22 protein-coding genes are annotated in these 20,601 nt (G+C 69.1%); 16 read left to right on the plus strand and 6 right to left on the minus strand.

From position 1 onward, the window contains the following. Window positions 1-28: 28 nt before the first annotated feature. Window positions 29-607 carry a YqgE/AlgH family protein gene (locus ACIBO2_RS05435; protein WP_225290402.1) on the plus strand — a complete coding sequence of 193 codons (579 nt, stop codon included), beginning with the start codon at window positions 29-31 and terminating at the stop codon, window positions 605-607. On the opposite strand, the gene ACIBO2_RS05440 is transcribed toward ACIBO2_RS05435, so the two are convergent. Next, the gene (locus tag ACIBO2_RS05440; RefSeq protein WP_358537270.1) at window positions 608-1,219 is read right to left on the minus strand and encodes a TetR family transcriptional regulator; all 612 of its coding nucleotides are present in this window, start codon (window positions 1,217-1,219) and stop codon (window positions 608-610) included. Between the two features lie 153 nt (window positions 1,220-1,372). On the opposite strand from ACIBO2_RS05440, the gene ACIBO2_RS05445 reads away from it, so the two are divergent. From ACIBO2_RS05445 to ACIBO2_RS05475, 7 genes are all read left to right on the plus strand, one after another. Continuing rightward, window positions 1,373-2,983 (plus strand): MFS transporter, encoded by a 1,611-nt coding sequence (locus ACIBO2_RS05445; protein WP_358537272.1) that lies wholly within the window; start codon window positions 1,373-1,375, stop codon window positions 2,981-2,983. Window positions 2,984-3,102: 119 nt separating this feature from the next. Continuing rightward, window positions 3,103-3,354, plus strand: coding sequence for a DUF3039 domain-containing protein (locus ACIBO2_RS05450; RefSeq protein WP_358537274.1), 252 nt, complete (start codon window positions 3,103-3,105; stop codon window positions 3,352-3,354). A gap of 77 nt (window positions 3,355-3,431) precedes the next feature. Further along, window positions 3,432-4,412, plus strand: coding sequence for a zinc metalloprotease (locus tag ACIBO2_RS05455; protein WP_358537277.1), 981 nt, complete (start codon window positions 3,432-3,434; stop codon window positions 4,410-4,412). 76 nt (window positions 4,413-4,488) lie between these two features. Further along, window positions 4,489-6,123: an MFS transporter gene (locus ACIBO2_RS05460; RefSeq protein WP_358537279.1), complete on the plus strand. Its 1,635-nt coding sequence runs from the start codon at window positions 4,489-4,491 to the stop codon at window positions 6,121-6,123. A gap of 820 nt (window positions 6,124-6,943) precedes the next feature. Next, window positions 6,944-7,609, plus strand: a complete 666-nt coding sequence (locus ACIBO2_RS05465) for a hypothetical protein (protein ID WP_358537281.1) — start codon at window positions 6,944-6,946, stop codon at window positions 7,607-7,609. Between the two features lie 133 nt (window positions 7,610-7,742). Further along, a complete protein-coding gene (locus ACIBO2_RS05470) occupies window positions 7,743-9,491 on the plus strand; it encodes a DEAD/DEAH box helicase (protein WP_357942745.1) in 1,749 nt (582 codons plus the stop codon). A 264-nt stretch (window positions 9,492-9,755) separates the two neighbouring features. After that, entirely contained in the window at window positions 9,756-10,133 is a 378-nt protein-coding gene (locus ACIBO2_RS05475) for an anti-sigma factor antagonist (protein ID WP_358537283.1), read from the plus strand. Here ACIBO2_RS05475 and ACIBO2_RS05480 read toward each other — a convergent pair. The 3 genes from ACIBO2_RS05480 to ACIBO2_RS05490 all read right to left on the minus strand — a co-directional run bounded on the left by ACIBO2_RS05480 (window position 10,123) and on the right by ACIBO2_RS05490 (window position 13,002). Then, entirely contained in the window at window positions 10,123-10,806 is a 684-nt protein-coding gene (locus ACIBO2_RS05480; RefSeq protein ID WP_358537286.1) for a hypothetical protein, read from the minus strand. The genes ACIBO2_RS05475 and ACIBO2_RS05480 overlap by 11 nt on opposite strands. 312 nt (window positions 10,807-11,118) lie before the next feature. Beyond that, window positions 11,119-11,703 (minus strand): isochorismatase family protein, encoded by a 585-nt coding sequence (locus ACIBO2_RS05485; protein ID WP_358537288.1) that lies wholly within the window; start codon window positions 11,701-11,703, stop codon window positions 11,119-11,121. A 15-nt stretch (window positions 11,704-11,718) separates the two neighbouring features. Next, window positions 11,719-13,002 carry a nicotinate phosphoribosyltransferase gene (locus tag ACIBO2_RS05490; RefSeq protein WP_358537290.1) on the minus strand — a complete coding sequence of 428 codons (1,284 nt, stop codon included), beginning with the start codon at window positions 13,000-13,002 and terminating at the stop codon, window positions 11,719-11,721. A 64-nt stretch (window positions 13,003-13,066) separates the two neighbouring features. Here ACIBO2_RS05490 and clpS point away from each other — a divergent pair, with 64 nt between their 5' ends. The 5 genes from clpS to ACIBO2_RS05515 all read left to right on the plus strand — a co-directional run bounded on the left by clpS (window position 13,067) and on the right by ACIBO2_RS05515 (window position 15,657). Continuing rightward, window positions 13,067-13,342: an ATP-dependent Clp protease adapter ClpS gene (clpS, locus tag ACIBO2_RS05495; RefSeq protein WP_372454859.1), complete on the plus strand. Its 276-nt coding sequence runs from the start codon at window positions 13,067-13,069 to the stop codon at window positions 13,340-13,342. A 10-nt stretch (window positions 13,343-13,352) separates the two neighbouring features. Then, window positions 13,353-13,883, plus strand: a complete 531-nt coding sequence (locus tag ACIBO2_RS05500) for a DUF2017 domain-containing protein (RefSeq protein WP_358537292.1) — start codon at window positions 13,353-13,355, stop codon at window positions 13,881-13,883. 10 nt (window positions 13,884-13,893) lie between these two features. Further along, entirely contained in the window at window positions 13,894-14,295 is a 402-nt protein-coding gene (locus ACIBO2_RS05505; RefSeq protein WP_358537294.1) for a M67 family metallopeptidase, read from the plus strand. 140 nt (window positions 14,296-14,435) lie between these two features. Then, window positions 14,436-14,708, plus strand: coding sequence for a MoaD/ThiS family protein (locus tag ACIBO2_RS05510; protein WP_225290416.1), 273 nt, complete (start codon window positions 14,436-14,438; stop codon window positions 14,706-14,708). Between the two features lies 1 nt (window position 14,709). After that, on the plus strand, window positions 14,710-15,657 hold the full coding sequence (locus ACIBO2_RS05515) for a cysteine synthase (protein ID WP_358537296.1): 948 nt from the start codon (window positions 14,710-14,712) through the stop codon (window positions 15,655-15,657). Window positions 15,658-15,728: 71 nt separating this feature from the next. Here the strand turns inward: ACIBO2_RS05515 and ACIBO2_RS05520 are convergent, their stop codons facing one another. Both ACIBO2_RS05520 and ACIBO2_RS05525 read right to left on the minus strand, forming a co-directional pair. Then, on the minus strand, window positions 15,729-17,558 hold the full coding sequence (locus ACIBO2_RS05520) for a DUF3352 domain-containing protein (RefSeq protein ID WP_358537298.1): 1,830 nt from the start codon (window positions 17,556-17,558) through the stop codon (window positions 15,729-15,731). Between the two features lie 167 nt (window positions 17,559-17,725). Further along, complete coding sequence (locus ACIBO2_RS05525; protein WP_358537300.1) at window positions 17,726-18,049, minus strand: hypothetical protein; 324 nt, start codon at window positions 18,047-18,049, stop codon at window positions 17,726-17,728. Window positions 18,050-18,174: 125 nt separating this feature from the next. Here ACIBO2_RS05525 and ACIBO2_RS05530 point away from each other — a divergent pair, with 125 nt between their 5' ends. From ACIBO2_RS05530 to ACIBO2_RS05540, 3 genes are read left to right on the plus strand one after another with little or no spacing between them, the layout of a single operon-like run. Further along, the gene (locus ACIBO2_RS05530) at window positions 18,175-18,966 is read left to right on the plus strand and encodes a thioesterase family protein (RefSeq protein WP_397295532.1); all 792 of its coding nucleotides are present in this window, start codon (window positions 18,175-18,177) and stop codon (window positions 18,964-18,966) included. A 60-nt stretch (window positions 18,967-19,026) separates the two neighbouring features. Then, window positions 19,027-19,851 (plus strand): glutamate racemase, encoded by an 825-nt coding sequence (gene murI / locus ACIBO2_RS05535; RefSeq protein WP_225290421.1) that lies wholly within the window; start codon window positions 19,027-19,029, stop codon window positions 19,849-19,851. Beyond that, entirely contained in the window at window positions 19,848-20,600 is a 753-nt protein-coding gene (locus tag ACIBO2_RS05540) for an MBL fold metallo-hydrolase (protein WP_358537304.1), read from the plus strand. The genes murI and ACIBO2_RS05540 overlap by 4 nt, the downstream gene beginning before the upstream one ends. Window position 20,601 lies beyond the last annotated feature (1 nt).

Genomic DNA, 20,601 nt, shown 5'->3' on the forward strand with positions numbered 1-20,601 from the left:
TGTGGGGTTGACCCTTCATGATGGAGGTATGGCGGAAGCGATCTACGTCGGCGGTTTACTGGTGGCGACGCCGCTTCTCGACGACCCCAACTTCCGTCGTAGCGTCGTGCTGATCCTCGAACACGACCTCGACGGCGGCACTCTCGGCGTAGTGCTGAACAGGCCGAGCGACATCTCGGTGACGCAGGTGCTGCCGGTGTGGGACCCGCTGGTGACCGGGCCACCTGTGCTGTTCGAGGGTGGTCCGGTGCAGACCGACAGCGCGCTGGCGCTGGCCGCGGTGCCGAGCGGCGAGGAGCCGCTGGGCTGGCGCAGGCTGCACGCGGGCACGCCCGCCGTCTCCCGCCTGGGCACCGTCGACCTGGACGCGCCGCCCGAGATCCTGCAGGGCGAGATCGCGCAGATGCGGATCTTCGCCGGTTACGCCGGCTGGACGTCCGGGCAGCTGGCGAGCGAGATCGCCGAAGGAGCCTGGTACGTCGTCGACTCGGAGGTAGGCGACACCTTCCACACCGACCCCGGCTCCCTGTGGCGCAACGTCCTGCGGCGTCAGCCGGGCGAACTGGCCTTCGTGGCAACCTGCCCGGACGACCCGACACTGAACTAGCTAGACGTCCCAGCCGGGGCGGAAGGCGTTCTGGGCGAGTTCGAGGGTCTCCTCCATGCGGTCCACGATGATCCGCACGTCCGTCAAGTCGGCCTGCGGGCACTCGAACCCGACCCGGAGGATCGACATCGCGAACGCGACGATAAGGTGCGAACGCTGATCGGTCGTAACGTCGACGCCCCTGCGGGCCGCGATCTCGACGGCCAGGCGCCGCTCCGTCTCCGAGCCTCTGGCGACGGACAGGCCGACCAGGCGCGGATTCTCGTCAAGAAGCCGCCGCAACTTCAGGAATCTCGCCGTGTCCTCGGGTGTTGAGTCGTCCATGTCGTGCGCGACCGCGCGCACCGCGTGGATCATCGAGGTGAACGGGGGCTCATCGGCCGGGCGGCTCCGCAGAGTCTCCTGCATGATCTCCTCGCCCTGGTCGTGGTACCACAGCACGAGATGGTCCTTGCTGGTGAAGTAGCGGAAGAACGTCCGCGGGGAGATCTCGACCGACCCCGCTATCTGGTCCACGGTGGTCGAGTCGTACCCTTGTTCGAGGAACAGGTCGAGCGCGGCGTCGAGGATCGCCAGGCGCGTCTTCTCCTTCTTGCGTTCCCTTAGACCCACTTGCGTCACTCCCTAGATACCTTCCTGGCATAGTGTGCCATAAGTCATAGTCCGACAAATAAAACTCGTTTGTCATCTGTCATGGACTGCCATAGATTACCTGAGGCTTAAGTGACTTATGCCCCGTTATGGGGCGGCATTGAGGGGGACTTCATGGCTCACGCGAGGACGGTCGACGCGCCGTCGTCGCCCGGCCCCAGGGAGACGGGGACCGGGGGCGGCAACCCATGGCTGGTGCTTCTGGCGGTCTGCCTGGGCGTCATCATGGTGATGCTCGACGGCACCGTGGTCGGCATCGCCAACCCGTCCATCCAGCACGATCTGGGCGCGTCGCTGTCTGATCTGCAGTGGGTGACCAGCGGTTACCTGCTGGCGCTGGCGGTGTTCCTGATCACGGCGGGCAAGCTCGGGGACCTGTTCGGACACAAGCGGGTCTTCCTGATCGGTGTCGCCGGGTTCGCGCTGTCCTCGATCGGTATCGGCCTCAGCCAGGAGCTGGCGGACATCGTCCCGGGCGTGTCGCCGATCGGCGCGCTGATCGGCCTGCGCGTGCTGCAGGGCCTGTTCGGCGCCCTGCTTCAGCCCGCCGCCCTGGCTCTGCTGCGCGGTGCCTTCCCCGGTGAGAAGCTGAACGCGGCCATGGGCGCCTGGGGCGCCATCATCGGCCTGTCCAGCGCGGCCGGCCCGATCGTGGGCGGCGTCCTGGTCGAGAACGTCAGCTGGCAGTCCGTCTTCTTCATCAACGCGCCGGTGGGGATCATCGCGCTGATCCTGGGCATCTTCCTCATCAAGGAGAACCGCATCCCGTCGCTGGCCAGGATCGACTGGCTCGGCGTGGTGCTGCTGTCGGGCGCGATGTTCTCGCTCGTCTGGACGATCATCAAGGCTCCCGAGTGGGGCTGGGGCGACAGCACGACGCTCACCTTCATCGCCGGGTTCGTGGTGCTCATCGCCGCCTTCGTCTTCTGGCAGAGCAAGGCCAAGCAGCCGCTGGTCCCGTTGTCGCTGTTCAAGAACCCGTCCATCTCCATCGGCACCGTGCTGATGATGATGGTGGCGTTCGCGATGTTCGGCGCGATGTTCTTCCTCGGCTTCTTCTTCCAGGGCGTTCACGGTCTGAGCCCGCTGGACGCGGGCCTGCGCATGCTGCCGATGAGCGCCGGCATGATCGTGGCCTCGCCGCTCGCCGGCATGATGATCGGCAGGGTCGGTCCGAAGATCACGATGGCCACCGGCCTGCTGATCACCGCGGCCGCGATGTTCCTCATGTCGCAGCTGAGCATCGACGCCTCGTTCATCGAGAGCGGCATTCCGTTCGTGCTGCTGGCGTTCGGCCTCTCGCCGGTATTCGTCGGCGCCACCGAGATCATCGTGGGCAACGCCCCGATCCAGCTCAGCGGTGTCGCGGGCGGTCTGCAGCAGTCGGCCATGCAGGTCGGCGGCGCGCTCGGCACCGCGATCCTGGGCGCCGTCATGGCCTCCGAGATCTCCAGCAAGCTGCCCGGCTACCTCGGCCCGGCGGCCAAGGGGATCCCGGCGGAACAGCTGCCGCTGCTGGAGAAGGCCGCCGCGTTCGGCGGGCTCCCGGCCGGCACCCCGCAGCAGCTCCAGCAGTTGGTGGGCGGGGCCGTGCACAACGCGTTCATGGACGGCATGCACCTGGCCTTCCTGGTCAGCACCTGCGTCGCGGTCCTCACCGCGGTTCTGGCGCTGTTCGTCAAGAGCGGCCGCAAGACCGAGGGCGCGCCGGTGCACATGGGCTGACCCTTCTTTTCATCTGTACGGCCCTCGCCTGATGGCGGGGGCCGTACGCGTGTCCAAGGGGTGGGCTGAACGATCTCGACCGGGAAGACGCGCTCGGAGGCGGGCATAGACTCGGTGGCGTGAGCACGAAGATCCTCCCTGAGCAGGAGACCACCCCGCGGACGTCGCATGGCGACGGCGATCATGAGCGGTTCGCGCACTACGCGGACAAGCACAAGATCACCGAGAGTATGGTAACCGGCACGCCGATCCGGGCCCTGTGCGGCAAGATCTGGGTGCCCAGCCGCGACCCCAAGAAATATCCGGTGTGCCCCGAGTGCAAGGAGATCTACGAGGGGCTGCCGTCGGGCGGCGACGACGACAACGAGTGAGTGTTGATCACGTGTGATCACCCACGGTAGGGCTACGGTCTGCATACGGACCTACTCATACCGTAACGGGGGATTGCATGGCCCGGCGCGCGACCGCCGTCTCGTTGGCATGCCTGCTCGCGGCCGGGCTCACACCGCCGCTTCGTCCCGCCTCCGGGGCCCCCGCACCTGACTGCGCCGCCGCGGACTCGCCGCGCGAGGTGGGTCTGCGCGCTGCCCACGATGGCGCCGTGGCCCGTGAGGGTGGGTCGCCCAGGCCGGGTTGGGGGCTGGGGGACGATCCGCGGTCCTTGGGGCCGCGGCAGCCCCGGCCACGGGACGTCGAGCAGGTGCTGGACGAGCTCGCCCAGCGGCTCGCCGGGGTGACGGTCCCGGACGAGGTCATCGTTCCTACCTGGGTACACGTACTCACCGACGGCGCCAGGCGGGCCTCCAACGCGGACGTCAGGGCGCAGATCGACGCGCTCAACTCCGCCTACAGCGGCGCGCTGGGCGGCGCCGCCACCGGCGTGCGCTTTCGCCTCGACGGCATCTCGGTCAAGGAGGACGCCTCCTGGTTCATCGACCCGATCGGCAACGAGCGCGCCATGAAGTCCGCCCTGCGCCGGGGCGGCCCCGAGACCCTGAACCTCTACATCGGCCAGCTGGGCGACCTCGTCCTCGGCTTCTCCACCTACCCCTACTGGTACAAGGACAGCCCTACTCTCGACGGCGTCGTCATCGACTGGCGCAGCCTGCCCGGCGGCACGCTGGTCAACTACAACCGCGGCTACACCGGCGTACACGAGATCGGCCACTGGCTCGGCCTCTTCCACACCTTCGAGAACGGCTGCGCGTACCCGGGCGACGGCATCACCGACACCCCACCCGAGGCCAGGCCCACGGAAGGCTGCCCCGACTCCAAGGAGACCTGCGCGGAGCGGGGTCTGGACCCCATCCACAACTACATGGACTACGCGCATGACCGGTGCATGTGGGAGTTCACGGCTGAGCAGGCGAAACGCATGCACCAGATGTGGGCCGTCTACCGGGGCCGCGGCTCACTGTCCGCCCTCTGACGGGGCGTCGCGTTGACATGTGCGTCGCGCTGACTGGTGCGTCGTCCTGAAATAGCGGCACAACTAGGATGTTTGGGTGACAGCACCGAAGGCACTCGACACTCCGTACGATCAACCTCGCATCTTCGGTTCGGCCTATCGGACGGCCACCATCGGCATCCTGCTGGTGATCACGCTGATCGCCTTCGAAGGCATGTCGGTGGGCGTGGTCATGCCGGTCATCTCCCAGCAACTCGACGCGCTCGACCTCTACGGCCTGAGCTTCTCGGCCTTCCTCATCGCCAGCCTGTTCGCGAACGTGGTGTCCGGGCTCTGGTCGGACCGGCGGGGGTACACGATCCCGTTCCTGGTCGGGGTGGTGCTGTTCGTGGTCGGGATGGGGCTGGCGGGCGCGGCGTCGACCAAGGTGTTGTTCCTGGCCGCGCGGGCCGTGCAGGGGCTGGGCGCCGGATGCACGATCGTCGCCGTGTACGTGATGATCGCCCGGGTCTATCCGGCCGACGTGCGGCCCAAGGTGTTCGCGGGGCTGTCGGCGGCGTGGGTGGTGCCCGCCATGGTCGGACCGGCCGTGGCCGGGTTCGTGGCGGACACGTTGGGGTGGCGGTGGGTGTTCTTCGGGATCATCCCGCTCGTCGTGCCCGCTCTGGTCATGCTGGTTCCCGCCCTGAACAAGCCCGCCCACGAGCCGGACGGGCCCCGGGCCTCCGGGGACGCGGACGAGCCACACACATCCGGGCGAGCGGCCGTGTCCCACACCTCCGAGGAATCGGCCGTGTCCCGCGCCTCCGGCGACGCGGGCGTGTCCCACACCTCCGGGCATGCGGGCGTGTCCCGCACCTCTGGGGACGCGGGCTCGGCCGACTTGTCCGGCTCGTCGGGGCCGTCCGGGTCATCGAGCTTGCCCGGCTCATCTGGCTCGTCTGGTGCGGGTGGTGGGTCGGTGGAAGGGGCGCGTTCCAGGCCATTCGCGATGACCGTGGCCGCCACCGCGTCAGCTGGTGGGGCGGGTGTGCTGCTGTACGGCGTGGACAAGCTTCATGTCTCGCCGGTGCCGAGCGCCGTCGCGGTCCTGGTCGGGCTGGTCTGCCTCGGGTACGGCCTGGCCAAGCTGCTGCCGCCGGGCGCGCTGCGCTTCAGCCGGGGGCTGCCGACCACGATCATGATGCGCGGCCTGTTCTCGGCCGCCTTCTTCGGCGTGAACTCCTTCATTCCCCTGGCCCTCCAGCAGGTCAAATCGTTCGGCCCCACGGCTGCGGGCATCGCGCTCACGACCGGGGCCCTTGGCTGGTCGACCGGGTCCTACCTGCAGAGCAGGCGCACTGTCGAGCCGCACAGGCGGATCCGAATGGGAGCCGCCTGCGTCATGACGGGTGTACTGCTCGGGCTGCTGTCGGTCCTGCCCGGGGTCACCGGCTGGGTCGCGGTGCCGGCGTGGATCGTGGCGGGGTTCGGCATGGGCATAGGAATGACCACGGTCAGCGTCACGGCGCTCAAGCAGTCGCCGGTCAACGAGCAGGGGGCCAACTCCGCCGCGCTCTCGGTGACGGACATGCTGGGGTCCGCGCTGGCGGTGGGGCTCGGGGGCGCGTTGATCAACGTCATCGGGCACAGCCCGGGAATGATCGCGCGGGGCTTCGTGGTCATCTGCTGTCTCATGTCGGCCATATCCCTCGCGGCGACCCTTCTCGCCTCTCGCACTCGTTCCGACTGACCCGGTTCAAGGGTGATTCTTGTCCCTCCTGTCACAGCGATCACGGAACGCCGGACCCGCGCGGGCAGGAGTGATAGGACAGCGGGCAGGAGGTGTCATGGAGGACGATCACCGCGTTTGGCCGCCGAGCTCGGGAGCCAGGCACCGCCGCACACCTCCCGCACCTCCACCCGACGACGCCGAGCCCCAGCAGTCGTCCGAGCCCCAGCCCCAACACTCATCCGACCCTCAGCCCCAGCAGCCGTCTGACCCTGAGCCCCAGCGGCCATCTGGCACGGCGTCACGGTGGTTGTCCGACACGGCACCCCTGCGGCCACCTGCCCCCGCGCCTCAACGGTCGACCGGCACGGAGGCCCAGCGGTCGTCCGGCACGGCGTCTCAGCGGCGCGAGGAGGCGCCGGGTCCGGGGCGCAGGGGCGCGGATCCGTACCCGCGGGTCGGGCGGCGGGAGCCCGTACGCGATGGCGGGCCCTCACGGCGGGACCCCCTGCGCGGTGATGAGTCCTCACAGCGGGATCCCGTGCGCGAGGACAGTGCCGCGCACGACCCCCAGCGCGATGGCGGGGCCGCGCCGCGGAACCCCCTGCGCGAGGGACAGGCTTCACGGCGGGACCCCCTAGACGATGACGGTTCCTCACGGCGGGGCCCCGGGCGCGATGGCGGGGCCGCGCGGCGAGGTCCCTTGTCCGGGGGGCTCGGGTGGGTGCGGCGGGGGTCTGCAAGTGACGATGACGAGGTCGGTGGGGGGTATTCGTGGCACGGGAGGGGCGATCCCGAGGGCGAGGAGGGGGACGAGCCGGAGGATCTGTGGAATCCGCGGTTGCGGCGGACCGCCGGGCGGGGGCTCGAGCGGGACGACGGCGATCCGCAGGTGCCCTGGGAGTCCCTGCCCCCGTCCGCCCGCCACTACGGGGTGCCCGCCGATCCCGGCCTGTCGGGGCGGGTACGGGGGCGCCGGTGGCGGCGGCCTACCGGGGCGGTGCTCACCCTGCTCCTGGCCACCGGGCTGATCGCGGCGCTGGTCATGGTCGTGCTGCGGCTGGTCGTCCCAGCGCCCGCGACGGCGCGGTTGAGCGACTCCCGGGCGGGGGTGACGATCACGCTGCCGGCGGGGTGGCAGGAGGCCGGGGTGCCGCCTGTGACCGGATTCACTTCGGCCGCCAGGAGCGGTGGCGCGCTCATCATGGCCAAGCCGGTCCCCGATCCCACGGCCGACGTGACGAAGGCCACAAAGGACGCGGCGGAGCTGTACTCCAGGCTGCTGCTCAAAGGCGACAAGGTCGACATCGTGGAGGACAAAGTTCTCCCGCAAGGGCACACGCGTGCGCTACGAGCGCAATACCAGGATGTGGCGAACACACCCGCCTACCTACGTGTCACACTCCTCACCCGGGACGGCAAGGCAGTGCTGCTCGTTGGCCTGCTCCAACCCGAAGAAACCACCAGAAGGCAGGCGCTCGACGCGGTGATGTCGAGCGTGCGATAAGCCCCGTACGCCCCTTAGCACGCAAGGATGAGCTTGGCCAGGATCCCCGGTGCACGGCACGTCTTGTCGGTGGGCCCGATTACTCTTGGGTCACTGTGAGACAGCGAAGCACACGAACCCCAGAGGTGATGCGGTGAGCACCTTCGCCGCATCCCACCTTTCGCCTTCCTACCCCGACCGCGCCGCATGGGGCACCGCCCCCAAGTTGCGTGCCTGGCAGCAGGAGGCGTTCGACCTGTATTTCAGGCGCGAGCCGCGTGACTTCCTCACCGTGGCGACGCCGGGCGCGGGCAAGACGACCTACGCCCTGCGCATCGCCAGCGAGCTGCTCGCCAATGGGGTGATCCGGGCGATCACCATCGTCACTCCCACCGAGCACCTCAAGCGCCAGTGGGCCGACGCCGCCAGCAAGGTCGGCATCGGCATCGACCCCGAGTTCAAGAACAGCCAGGGGGCCACCTCCCGCGACTACACCGGCGTGGCCGTGACCTACGCGCAGGTCGCCATGCACCCGGCCCTCCACAGGGCGCGCACGGAGGCCCGCAAGACGCTCATCATCTTCGACGAGATCCACCACGCGGGCGACGCCAAGTCGTGGGGCGACGGCATCCGTGAGGCGTTCGAGCCGGCCACCCGCAGGCTCCAGCTGACCGGCACGCCGTTCAGGTCCGACGACAACCCGATCCCGTTCGTCGGCTACGAGGAGGACACCGAGGGGCTCAAGCGCAGCGTCTCCGACTTCTCCTACGGCTACGGCCCGGCCCTCGATGACGGGGTCGTCCGGCCGGTCATCTTCCTGGCCTACTCCGGGGAGATGAAGTGGCGCACCCGCGCGGGCGACGAGCTCGCCGCCACGCTGGGCACGCCGCTCACCAAGGACCAGCTCTCCCAGGCCTGGCGCGCCGCGCTCGACCCCAAGGGCGACTGGATCCGCCAGGTCATGGAGGCGGCCGACCGGCGGCTGACGGAGGTGCGGCGCGGCGTCCCCGACGCCGGTGGCCTGGTCATCGCGACCGACCACGAGGCGGCCCGCGCCTACGCCCGCCACCTGCGCAACATCTCCGGCGAGGGCGCCACCGTCGTGCTCTCCGACGATCCGGGGGCGTCGAACAAGATCAAGCAGTTCGCCGCGTCCAATGATCGCTGGCTGGTGGCGGTCCGGATGGTGTCCGAAGGCGTCGACATCCCGCGGCTGTGCGTCGGGGTCTACGCCACTTCGACCTCCACGCCGCTGTTCTTCGCCCAGGCGGTCGGGCGCTTCGTGCGGGCCCGCAAGCGCGGTGAGATGGCCTCGGTGTTCCTGCCCTCGGTGCCGACCCTCATGGGCCTGGCCAACGAGATGGAGCTGGAGCGCGACCACGTGCTCAACCGCCGTCCGCCGGAGGACGGGCTCGACGACAGCCTGCTCGAACAGGCCAACAGGAAAAAGGACAATCCAGACGTCCTGGGTGACGAGCTGCCGTTCGAGATGATGGAGACCTCGGCGACGTTCGACCGGGTGCTCTACGACGGCGGCGAGTTCGGCACCGGGGCGGAGGTCGGCTCGGCGGAGGAGGAGGACTTCCTCGGCCTGCCCGGCCTGCTGGAGCCCGACCAGGTGGCCACGCTGCTGCGCAAGCGGCAGTCGGACCAGCAGGCGGCCAAGGCCAAGAAGGCCGAGAGCGCACCGCCCGCGCTGGCGCCGCACGAGCAGATCGCCGAGCTCCGACGGGAGCTCAACGGCCTCGTGGGCGCCTGGAACCACCGCACCGGCCAACCCCACGGCGTCATCCACTCGGACCTGCGCCGGGCGTGCGGCGGGCCGCCCATCGCCCAGGCCACCGCCGCCGAGATCCAGGAGCGGATCGCCAAGATCCGCCAGTGGGCCACCCAGCGACGCTAGGGCAACCGCCCGGCGAGGGGTTCCCTCCTCGCCGGGCGACCCCAAGACGGCGTGATAGGGATCTTCGCGATCCGGTGGCCATGGGCCCCGAATAGTGTCACGGTTAGGACACGGCAGCGAAGAGCCTGCTCATGGCCGTGCCGGGTGCCGATCCAGAGGTCAGTAACGCGGTTGGTCACACCGCGGTGGCCTTTCGGTGGACGCCCAGCCGCATCGGCTACGACCCACGATGGCTGCCTTGGGATGAACAGAAGGATTTCTTCCATGTCAGCTGGGGCCACGGGTAAATCGACGTTCGTCGTCACTTCCGGCCTCTCGGGAAACGCCATCGTCACCCGGCTGAACGGCGATCTCGATGCCTCCGCGGTGCCCCTCTTCCGGGAGCACATGGAGCGCGTCTGGGCGCACCCGGCGATGCCCGTCCTGATCATGGACCTGCGGGAGATCACCTTCTGCGACTCCCTGGGGATGAGCGAGCTGGTCGAGGTGCTGCAGCGGTGCGAGGCCAGGGGGACCCGGTTGCTGCTGGGCGGGGTTCAAGGGGTCATGGGGCGGGTGCTGTTCATCACGGGGCTGCGGCACGCGTTCGAGGTCTACGCCGATCTGGACGAGGCGCTGCGGCAGGGCTCCGTCATCTCATAGGACGTCGTCTGTCGGTCGCGGCTGGGCCGCCGGGGCGTCCGTCGGTCACGGCTGGGGTCCCAGGACGTTCATCGGTCCCGGCTGAGGTGCCAGGACGTTCATCGGTCCCGGCTGGCGCATCAGGGCGGTCGTCGGTTGCGGCCGGGGTGCCAGGACGATCGTCGGTCGCGGCTGGGATGCGGTGGCCGGTGTGGCCGTCGACCGGGCTGAGCCGCGCGGGGGCGGGCGGGTCGAGTGGCACTCGCAGCGAGGCGGCGCCCCCGACGACGTGTACGGGCACCGTACGCGCCCCCTTGCCCTCGCCCACCGTCGGCCCTTCGCGGATCCAGACGCGCAGCCCGCGTCCCTTGGGGCGGAGCGTGACCTGTGCCGTCGCGCACTCGTCGGGCGCGGCGGGCCAGGACAGCGTGAGATCGTCGCGCGCGCCGCTCAGCCGGGCCGTCTGCGGCATCGGCGTACGCGCCGCGCACGCCATCGAGAACACGCTCGGCGGCGCCTCATGGGCGACGACCGCGGCCTCCTGCTCCTCGGCGGTCATCGCGACCGTGGCCACCTCCAGCAGTGCCAGCGTCATCACCGCCCCGACCCTGGCTCCGTTGCGCCCGCGGACGAGCACCCAGAGGCTGAGCGGGGCGAGCAGCAGCCAGGCGAGGCCGAGGGAAAAGGTGAGCATGGGGAACCTCACACCAGGAAGAAGTCATATCGCTCTCCGTGGCGGGGTGGGCGCGGAGAGCGTTCGCCTTCTGGATATCACATGACCGCAGCGTCGCGCATCGCGTACTCTTCGTGGCCGATGCTTCGCGAGCGCGGGCGGCGTGGGAAAGGCCTCGAACGCGGGCGCTGACGGTCTGCTGGGAGCCCACGCGGCGTGGAAAGGCCGTGCATCGGGCGGCCTGCGATGGGCGGCACACGGACGGCGTGCGAGAGAAAGTTGCCGTGCGAGAGAAAGTCGCCGCGCGAAAGAAAGTCAGCGTGCGGAGGAAGGTCAGCCCACGGACGGTGTGCCCACGGACGGTGTGCCCTGCAGGACGGCGCCCGCGGCCCTCAGTTCCGCCAGCGCGCGGTCCGTGGTCTCCCGTGCCACCCCGGCCGTGAGGTCGAGCAGCACGCGTACGGCCAGACCGTGCTGGACCGCGTGGAGCGCCGTGGCGCGGACGCAGTGGTCCGTGGCGATCCCCACCACGTCCACCTCGCTCACCCCGTGCTCGTCCAGCCAGGCGGCCAGCGACACGTCGTCACCGGAGGTGCCCTCGAACCCGCTGTACGCGGCGGCGTGGGCACCCTTGGAGAAGACCTCCTCCACCGCCGAGACGTCGAACGCCGGGTGGAAGTCCGCCCCAGGCGTGCCCGCGACGCAGTGCGCGGGCCAGGTCGTCACGTAGTCGGGGGCGTCGGAGAAGTGGTCGCCCGGGTCCACGTGGTAGTCGCGGGTGGCCACCACGTGGTTGTAGCCGTGGTCGTCCACGTAGCGGGTGATCGCGGCGGCCACCTCGGAACCGCCCGCCACGGGCAGACTCCCGCCCTCGCAGAAGTCGTTCTGCACGTCCACGATGATCAGCGCGGTCCCCATACGAAGCACCCTACGTCAGGCGAACTCCGTAGCGATCGCCGCATACCCCCTGCCAAGGTGCAGCGCCTCCTGGGGCAGGTGTGCGATCGTCTCGGCGTGTCGCTCGCGGGCCGCGGTCAACGGCTCCCTGCCGATGACCTCGCCGTCTCGTACGAGCTGGTGCAGCAGCCGCACACCGCCCTCCGGCGCCGGCCCCGACGTGGTGATCAGCTCGGTGTCGGCGTGCCCGCTCTCGTCGAACAGGCGGTAGGACTCCTTGCGCCCCCCACGCGACGGCTTGCCGACCGACCGCTTGGCGACCGGCTCCATGACGCCCGCCGCGGTCTCGCGCGCCACCAGCTTGTAGACCAGCGCGGCGGTGGGCACGCCCGAGCCCGTCACCAGCGAGGTGCCCACGCCGTAGCCGTCGACGGGGGCGGCGGCCAGGGCGGCGATGGCGTACTCGTCCAGGTCGGAGGTGACCACGATGCGCGTGTTGAAGGCGCCGAGAGCGTCGAGCTGCTCGCGCACCTCCTGCGCGGCCGCCGCCAGGTCGCCCGAGTCGATCCGCACCGCGCCCAGCTTGGCGCCAGCCAGCTCGATCGCCGTGCGGACCGCGTCGGCCACCTCGTAGGTGTCGACCAGCAGCGTGGTCTCCGGGCCGAGGGAGGCGATCTGGGCCTCGAACGCGTCCCGCTCGGAGTCGTGCAGCAGCGTGAACGCGTGCGCCGCCGTACCGGCCGTCGGGACGCCGTAGACCCGCCCGGCCATCAGGTTGGAGGTGGAGGCGAACCCGGCGATGTAGGCGGCGCGGGCGGCGGCCACGGCGGCCCACTCGTGCGTACGGCGCGAGCCCATCTCGATGATCGGGCGCTTGCCCGCCGCGTTCGTCATCCGGGAGGCGGCGGAGGCGATGGCGCAGTCATGATTGAGGATGGAAAGGGTCAAAGTCTCCAGGAGTACGGCCTCCGCGAACGTTCCTTCCACCACCATGATCGGGGAGGCGGGGAAGTAGACGTCGCCCTCGCGGTAACCGTAGACGTCTCCGGAGAACCGGTAGCCGGCGAGGAAATCGAGGGTCGCCTCGTCGACCACCTCGTTCTCCCGCAGATAGGTCAGCTCTTCGTCACCGAAACGGAAGTTCTCCAGCTCGTCCAGGACACGTCCCGTCCCGGCGACAACCCCGTAGCGCCGTCCGCCCGGTAGATGCCGGGCGAACACCTCGAAAACCGCCCGCCGGTGGGCGGCGCCGCTCCGCAGTGCCGCCTGAAGCATCGTCAGTTCATAGTGATCTGTGAGCAACGCAGTGCTCATGGTCATTGCCACGACTCGAAGACTACGGCCGGGGTAGGGCAGGATGGGGGATGTGGGTAGCACTGCTCCAATGGCCGTCGAGCGTCCGTCAACGGACGTCCGGCCCGACCTGCCATGGGTGACGATCGTCTGGAACGACCCGGTCAACCTCATGTCCTACGTGACGTACGTCTTCCAGACGGTGTTCGGCTACTCCAAGGAGAAGGCCGAAAAACTCATGATGGACGTGCACAAGAAAGGCAAAGCCGTCGTGTCCAGCGGCACCCGGGAGGAGATGGAGCGCGACGTGCAGATCCTCCACTCCTACGGGCTGTGGGCGACGGTTCAGCCGGATTCGGTCAAGTGAGGCGGCACACGTGAACTCGGGGTTCTCGACGCGGGACGGCGGCGGCGTCATCGCGGAGTTCGAGGCGGCGGAGGTGTCGATCCTGCGCTCGCTGGTCACCCAGGTGCTCGGCCTGGTGGCGCCGGGCGAGACGGGCGACGACCCGCTGGAGCGGGCGCTCGGGATCGGCATCGGGGCCGGGACGGTGCCGTCCGATCCGGTGCTCGCCCGGCTGTTTCCCTCGGCCTACCAGGACGAGAAGGAGGCGGCGGAGTTCCGCCGCTACACCGAGGCGACGCTGCGCGACGGCAAGCGCGCCGACGCGCAGACCATGCTCGACAGCGCCCGGCCGGGCCGCAGCGAGCTGACGCCCGAGCAGGCCCAGGCGTGGCTGCGCTCGCTCAACGACGTGCGACTGGCGCTCGGCACCAAGCTCGAGGTGACCGAGGAGATCCACGACGAGATCGCCACGATGTCCGAGGACGACCCCCGCTACCCGGCCTACGTCACCTACGACTGGCTGACCTACCTGCAGGACACCCTGGTCCGGGCCCTCTGGTAATTTCCCCGACATGCTGACGATCTCGCAGGAACTCGTGGACAAGATCGTTGCCCACGCGCGGGCCGACCACCCGGACGAGGCGTGCGGCGTGATCGCGGGACGGGGCGGGGTGCCCGAGCGGTTCGTCCCGATGGAGAACGCCGAGCGCTCGCCCACCTTCTACCGCTTCGACTCGCTGGAGCAGCTGCGCGTCTGGCGCGAGATGGACGACCGCGACGAGGAGCCCGTCGTGATCTACCACTCCCACACGGCGACCGAGGCCTACCCCTCGCGCACCGACGTGACCTACGCCTCAGAGCCGGACGCCCACTATGTTCTGGTCTCGACGAGGGACGAGGACGAGACGGAGTTCCGCTCGTACCGGATCCTCGATGGGGCGATAACAGAGGAAGAGGTAAGGTTCGTACCATGATGGTCCGGCCGGTGCAGAGCTACCTCTTCGCGCATACCCCGGCTGTCGTCGTCTACGACTGTCGCTGATCAGGAATCCGTGTTCAGCCGTCGGCGTTGCTGCCGATGGGACGACGACCTGACCCGAGGAGACTGACCGCGATGGCCATCGAGGTTCGCATTCCGACCATCCTTCGTACGTACACCGCCGGCGCCAAAGCCGTCGACGCCGAGGGCGCCACCCTCGACGAGCTGATCAGCAACCTTGAGTCCCTGCACCCCGGGATCAAGGACCGCCTGGTCGACCAGGGCAACCTGCGCCGCTTCGTCAACGTCTACCTCAACGACGAGGACGTGCGCTTCCTCGGCGGCCTCGGCACGCCCGTGTCCGACGGCGACACGGTGACCGTGCTGCCCGCTGTCGCCGGCGGGTGACATGCGCTTCGAATCGTTGATCGACTCGGTCGGTCGCACGCCGCTCGTCGGCCTTCCCCGGCTCTCGCCGTCGGCCGAGGTACGCATCTGGGCCAAGCTCGAAGACCGCAACCCGACCGGGTCGATCAAGGATCGGCCCGCGCTCTGGATGGTCGAGCAGGCCGAGAAGGACGGGCTGCTCACACCCGGCTGCACGATCCTGGAGCCCACCAGCGGCAACACCGGCATCTCCCTGGCGATGTCGGCCAAGCTCAAGGGCTACAAGCTGATCTGCGTCATGCCGGAGAACACCTCCGAGGAGCGCCGCCAGCTGCTGCGCATGTGGGGGGCGGAGATCATCTCGTCCGCCGCGGCGGGGGGCTCCAACGAGGCCGTGCGAGTGGCCAAGGAGCTCGCGGCCGAGCATCCAGACTGGGTGATGCTCTACCAGTACGGCAATCCGGCCAACTGGCGCTCCCACTACGAGTCGACCGGACCCGAGATCCTTGAGGACCTGCCCACTGTGACCCACTTCGTCGCCGGGCTCGGTACGACGGGGACGCTCATGGGGGTGGGGCGCTTCCTGCGCGAGCGCGTGCCCGGCGTGCGGATCGTGGCCGCCGAGCCGCGTTACGGCGAGCTGGTCTACGGGCTGCGGAACGTGGACGAAGGGTTCATCCCGGAGCTCTACGACGAGTCCGTGCTCACCACGCGGTTCTCGGTGGGCTCGGCCGACGCGCTGCGCCGTACCCGCGAACTGCTCGCCGCGGAGGGGATCTTCGCCGGGGTGTCCACGGGGGCGGCGCTGCACGCCGCTCTGGGCGTGGCCGCCAAGGCGGTGAAGGCGGGGGAGAGCGCCGACGTCGTCTTCGTGGTCGCCGACGGAGGCTGGAAGTACCTGTCCACGGGCGCCTACGAAGGCACCCTGGACGAGGCCGAGCACCGCCTCGAAGGCCAGCTCTGGGCCTGACCGCGACCGCCTGACAGTGACCGCATGACAGTGGCCGCCCCCCGGGTAGGGGGCGGCCACTCGTGTTCGTGCTAGTTGAACAGGACCCGCAGCGAGAAGGTGGCCTCGGTGGCGGTCTGCTTGCCGCTCATACCGACCGCCTTCAGGACCTGGGCGTTGGCCTTGTCGTCGCCCTCCATGCTCGGCAGGTAGTACTTCTCGACCTTGTCGAGGTCCACGAACAGGGCGAAGGTGGCATCGTCGCCCTCCGGGATCGCGGTCTTGAAGGTCTCGCTCTCGCCGAGCGTGCCCTCCCCGCCCAGTGCCTTGGCGTACTCGTCGGTGGTCGCCACGGTGAACGTGCCGTCACCCGCGACCTTGGCGAGCTGGGGAGCGGGCTGGCCGCTGGACGTCATGGCCTTCTGGATCTTGTCGTAGACGGCCTGCGCCTTGGCCGGGTCCGTCGCGATGCGGAGGCCGCCCTTGATCTTGTCGCTGTCCAGGCCCTCGGCGTCGACCGCGAGGGTCAGGTTCTTGCCGAGGATCGTGGCCAGGTCGTCGGGCAGCTGCAGGCCGTAGGTCTGCTTGGCCTGGTCGACGAACTGCTTGAACTGCGCCCCCGCCGGCGACGCCGCTATGGACTGCTCGATCTCGGCCCACTTCTTGGTGATGATCTGGTCGAGGCCCGAGTAGGACAGCGCGCCCGCGGTGGAAGCGGGGAGCGTCGACAGCTTGGTGGGCTCCAGGTCGCCGTCGATCATGCCCTCGGCGCCGCTGACGATACCGGCCAGCTCGGCGTAGGAGCTGTCGAAGCGGAGCGCCCCGGCGAACCTGGCGTTCTTGACCTGCTCGAGCGCCTTGGCCTGCTCGCTCGACTTGTCGGTCAGCGCCAGCTCGCCGACCTTGCCGAGGTGCGCCCAGTACGACAGCACGCCCTGCTCACCGAGCGCGTTCACGTCGTCGTTGAACTCGGCGTTGTCGGCGAGGCTGGTGGTCTCGGCCGCGTACTTGTCGGCCAGCGACTGGCTGGAGGTCACCAGCGCGTAGTCGTCACGGAAGGCCAGGCCGAACTTCTCCTTGCCCATCAGCTTGGTGATGCCCGCCTTGGCCTGCGCCTCGTCCTTGACCTGGACGGCCACGGCGTAGTCGGGCTCCTTGCCGCCCGACGGGACGATGGCCAGGCCGATCCTGCTGCCCAGCCAGGGGTCGACGTCCTTGGCGAAGTCGACCTTGGAGAAACCGCTGTCCTGCGTCAGGTCGAAGAGCGCCTGGCGCGGGTCGTCACCTTTGAAGGTGTCCTTGGTGACGGTGAACTTCCTGGCGATCTGGAACAGCGCCACCTTCTGGTTGGCCGCCGGGTCCAGGTCGAGTCGTACATAGGCGATCGAGCTGGCCGGCAGCACCTCGTGCGGCTGCGTACCGCCGCCGCCGATCGCGCCGACCGCCCAGACCGCGCCGCCGCCGAGCAGGACCACGGCCAGCGCCGAGGCGATGGCGATGATCCAGCCCTTGCGGCTCTTCTTGGCGGGCTCGGCGGGGCCGAAGCCCTCGGGGCCCTGCTGCTGCCAACCGGCCTGGCCGTACTGTTCCTGCTGGCCAAACGCCTGTTGCCCAAGGCTCTGCTGCCCGTACTGCGGAGACTGCTGCTGCCCGTAGGACGGCTGCTGTCCTGTCGGGGCCTGCTGGCCGTATTGGGGGGACTGCTGACCGTACGAAGGCGGCTGCTGCCCATATTGGGGCTGTTGCTGGCCATATGGCTGCTGGCCGTATGAAGGCTGCTGCCCATACTGGGGGCCCTGCTGCCCGTAAGACGCCTGCTGCTCATAGGACGGCTGCTGCCCTGTCGGGGCTTGCTGGCCGTACTGGGGCTGCTGGTAGGACTGCTGCGGAGGATACGGCTGGCCCTGTGATGACAATGGCATTGTCGGTGGGTTCTCGGGCTGCTGCTCCTGGTTCCAGCGGTATGCCGTCGTCCGATTCGGATCCTGGCCACTCGGGGGATTATTAGCAGACATCACTCAACTCACAATGTGGACTTATGACCACAGAGACGGTAGCTGATGTTGCTAGACGGACGCTTGCAATGTACTTAGACGCGTGAGAGTTCCTTTCGAGAAGTGCTGATGTGCACCTCTCCGCCGTCGTGATCGGTGACGCTCGGCCAGGGCACAAAAGTGGATCCCACATAAAGCACCCGCGCCAGCGCCCGGGAGAACCAGCCCCAGCGGCCGTGCAAGTCGCGCGTCAGGCAGAGCAGGGGCCTGCGGTGGGCCGAAACCACCAGGCCGTAGACGGTGGCGCTCTGTTGCAGCTCGCCCCTGTGCTTGATCACGCGGATGTCGACGACGTGGCCGACCCACACCCCGTTGGGGTCCCAGACCGACTGCCCGATGAGTTCGGTAACGCTTCCCATGATCGAACTGTCTCAGCGAGAGGGCGTTTTCGCAGGTAGGCACGCTGATGGCCCAATGCTCTGGGTCTGCAATAGACTGTGTGGCTACTAGAATATAGTTCCGGATTGATTCGAGGGCGGCACCGATGACCAAGTTCGACGAGGCCACGCAGGCGATCCGGGTCGACGAGACCACCTACGACGTCTGCCTCGACCCCGGCTATGTGATCGGTGGCCCGCTCAACGGCGGCTACCTGCTGGCGGTGATCCTGCGCGCGGTCGTGGACGCGTCGCCATTCGAGCACCCGGTGAGCACGTCCGCCCAGTTCCTCAAGGCGCCCGTGCCCGGCCCCGCCCGGGTCCGGATCGAGCAGCTCAAGGCGGGCAGGACGGCGGCCTTCACCCGGGCGACGCTCATCCAGGACGGGGTGGCGCAGATCGAGAGCCTGATCACCACGGCCACGCTGCACGACGTCGAGCCCACTTACGCCGATAAATCCATCTATGTCATGCCGCGGCCGGAAGAATGCACCAAACTGCCCGAGCCTAAGCCCGAGTCCAACATGACGCTCAACGCCCGGATGGAGATGCTCTTCGACCCGCCCACGATCGGCTGGCTGACCGGCGAGCCCAGCGGCCGGCCCGAGTCCAGGGCGTACTTCAGGATGGCCGAGCCCCAGGACCCCGACCCCTACGTGCTCGCGCTGGCCGTGGACGCGCTGCCGCCCGTGGTGTTCTCGGCCGGAGCGCGGGGCTGGGCGCCCACCGTGGACCTCACCTGGCACCTGCGGGCGCTGCCCGCCCCCGGCTGGCTCACGCTGATCGGCAGCGGCCGCCTCATTTCGGACGGCTGGTTCGACGAAGAGGTCGAGGCGTGGGACTCCGAGGGCAGGCTGGTCGCCCAGTGCCGTCAGCTCGCGCGGGTGGGCCGCGGCTGACGCGCTGACTGTGAGCATTCTTACGCAGTGAGAATGTCGCAGGTCGCCTACCCTCTAAAGGTGCCGGACGCGAGCATTGGGATCTTCGACAGCGGGGTTGGCGGGCTGACGGTCGCCAGGGCGATCATCGACCAGCTGCCCCATGAATCCATCACCTATGTGGCCGACACGGCCCGCCAGCCCTACGGGCCCAAACGCCTGGCCGAGGTACGGGCCTACGCGCTGGAGGTGATGGACCACCTCGTCGAGAACGACGTCAAGATGCTCGTGATCGCGTGCAACAGCGCCAGTGCCGCCGTGCTGCGCGACGCGCGCGAGCGTTACGACGTGCCGGTCGTCGAGGTGATCCAGCCCGCCACCCGGCGCGCGGTGCGCGCCACCCGCACCGGCAGGGTCGGTGTGATCGCCACCAGGGCGACCATCGAGTCCATGGCCTATCACGACGCCTTCACCGCGGCTCCCGACGTACAGCTCACCGGCGTGGCCGCCCCACGCCTGGTGGAGTACGTCGAACGCGGAGAGACGGCGAGCGAGGAGCTCATCGAGGTCGTGCGCGACTACCTGGCCCCCATCAGGGCGGCCGGGTGCGACACGCTGATCCTCGGCTGCACCCACTACCCGCTGCTCACCGGCGCGATCTCCTATGTCGCCGGTGACGGGGTGACGCTCGTCTCCAGCGCCGACGAGACGGCCAAGGACGTCTACCGCATCCTGCACGACCGTGACATGGCGGCAGGAAGCGAGGCCACCCCCCGGCATCGCTTCCGCGCCACAGGCGACTCCTTGCTCTTCGCCCGGCTCGGGCGACGTTTCCTCGGCCCGGAGATCGATGCGGTCGAAGTCACACCAGTGGGGGGTACTACCTCTAACGGGAGGCCCACATGAAGGTGACCATCATCGGCTGTTCGGGGAGCTTTCCCGGCCCCGACAGCCCCTCGTCCTGCTACCTCGTCGAGGCCGAGGGGTTCAGGCTGCTCCTCGACTTCGGCAACGGGTCCCTGGGGGTGCTGCAACGCCATATCGGGCTCTACGACGTGGACGCCATCTGCCTGAGCCACCTGCACGCCGACCACTGCCTCGACATGTGCGCCTACCACGTGGCCCGGACCTACGGGCCGGCCGCGCCGTACCCCAAGGTGCCCGTCCACGCGCCCGCCGACGCGCCGCGCCGCCTGGCCGCCGCCTACGGCATGCCGGAGGAGCCGGGCATGGAGACGGCCTTCGACTTCGTACCGCTCGCACCGGGCCCGTTCGAGGTCGGGCCGTTCACGGTGATCGCCGGTCAGGTCAACCACCCGGTCGAGGCGTACGGCTTCCGCGTCACGCACGGGGGCCGGAGCCTGGCCTACTCGGGCGACACCGGCGAGTCCGCCGAAGTGGTGAAGCTGTCCGCCGGCGTCGACCTGATGTTGTGCGAGTCGTCGTTCCTCGACCAGCCGGAGCTGCCCACCGACCTGCACCTGTCGGGCCGCCAGGCCGCCGAGCACGCCGCCAAGGCCGGGGTGGGCCGGCTGGTGCTCACCCACCTCGTACCCTGGAACGACCAGCAGCGGATCCTGGACGACGCCTGCCGGGGTGGCTACAGCGGCCCGATCGACCTGGCCCGCAGCGGGGCCGTCTACGACCTGGCCTGAG

The organism is Nonomuraea sp. NPDC050022, assembly GCF_044460705.1.
In the GTDB taxonomy this organism is placed as follows: Bacteria; Actinomycetota; Actinomycetes; order Streptosporangiales; family Streptosporangiaceae; genus Nonomuraea.

Coding starts and splice junctions, on each gene's coding strand:
- ACIBO2_RS05435 (WP_225290402.1), top strand. CDS start 29: ATGGCGGAAGCGATCTACGTCGGCGGTTTACTGGTGGCGACGCCGCTT.
- ACIBO2_RS05445 (WP_358537272.1), top strand. CDS start 1,373: ATGGCTCACGCGAGGACGGTCGACGCGCCGTCGTCGCCCGGCCCCAGG.
- ACIBO2_RS05455 (WP_358537277.1), top strand. CDS start 3,432: ATGGCCCGGCGCGCGACCGCCGTCTCGTTGGCATGCCTGCTCGCGGCC.
- ACIBO2_RS05475 (WP_358537283.1), top strand. CDS start 9,756: ATGTCAGCTGGGGCCACGGGTAAATCGACGTTCGTCGTCACTTCCGGC.
- ACIBO2_RS05480 (WP_358537286.1), bottom strand. CDS start 10,806: ATGCTCACCTTTTCCCTCGGCCTCGCCTGGCTGCTGCTCGCCCCGCTC.
- ACIBO2_RS05485 (WP_358537288.1), bottom strand. CDS start 11,703: ATGGGGACCGCGCTGATCATCGTGGACGTGCAGAACGACTTCTGCGAG.
- ACIBO2_RS05490 (WP_358537290.1), bottom strand. CDS start 13,002: ATGACCATGAGCACTGCGTTGCTCACAGATCACTATGAACTGACGATG.
- clpS (WP_372454859.1), top strand. CDS start 13,067: ATGGCCGTCGAGCGTCCGTCAACGGACGTCCGGCCCGACCTGCCATGG.
- ACIBO2_RS05505 (WP_358537294.1), top strand. CDS start 13,894: ATGCTGACGATCTCGCAGGAACTCGTGGACAAGATCGTTGCCCACGCG.
- ACIBO2_RS05510 (WP_225290416.1), top strand. CDS start 14,436: ATGGCCATCGAGGTTCGCATTCCGACCATCCTTCGTACGTACACCGCC.
- ACIBO2_RS05515 (WP_358537296.1), top strand. CDS start 14,710: ATGCGCTTCGAATCGTTGATCGACTCGGTCGGTCGCACGCCGCTCGTC.
- ACIBO2_RS05520 (WP_358537298.1), bottom strand. CDS start 17,558: ATGCCATTGTCATCACAGGGCCAGCCGTATCCTCCGCAGCAGTCCTAC.
- ACIBO2_RS05525 (WP_358537300.1), bottom strand. CDS start 18,049: ATGGGAAGCGTTACCGAACTCATCGGGCAGTCGGTCTGGGACCCCAAC.
- ACIBO2_RS05530 (WP_397295532.1), top strand. CDS start 18,175: ATGACCAAGTTCGACGAGGCCACGCAGGCGATCCGGGTCGACGAGACC.
- ACIBO2_RS05540 (WP_358537304.1), top strand. CDS start 19,848: ATGAAGGTGACCATCATCGGCTGTTCGGGGAGCTTTCCCGGCCCCGAC.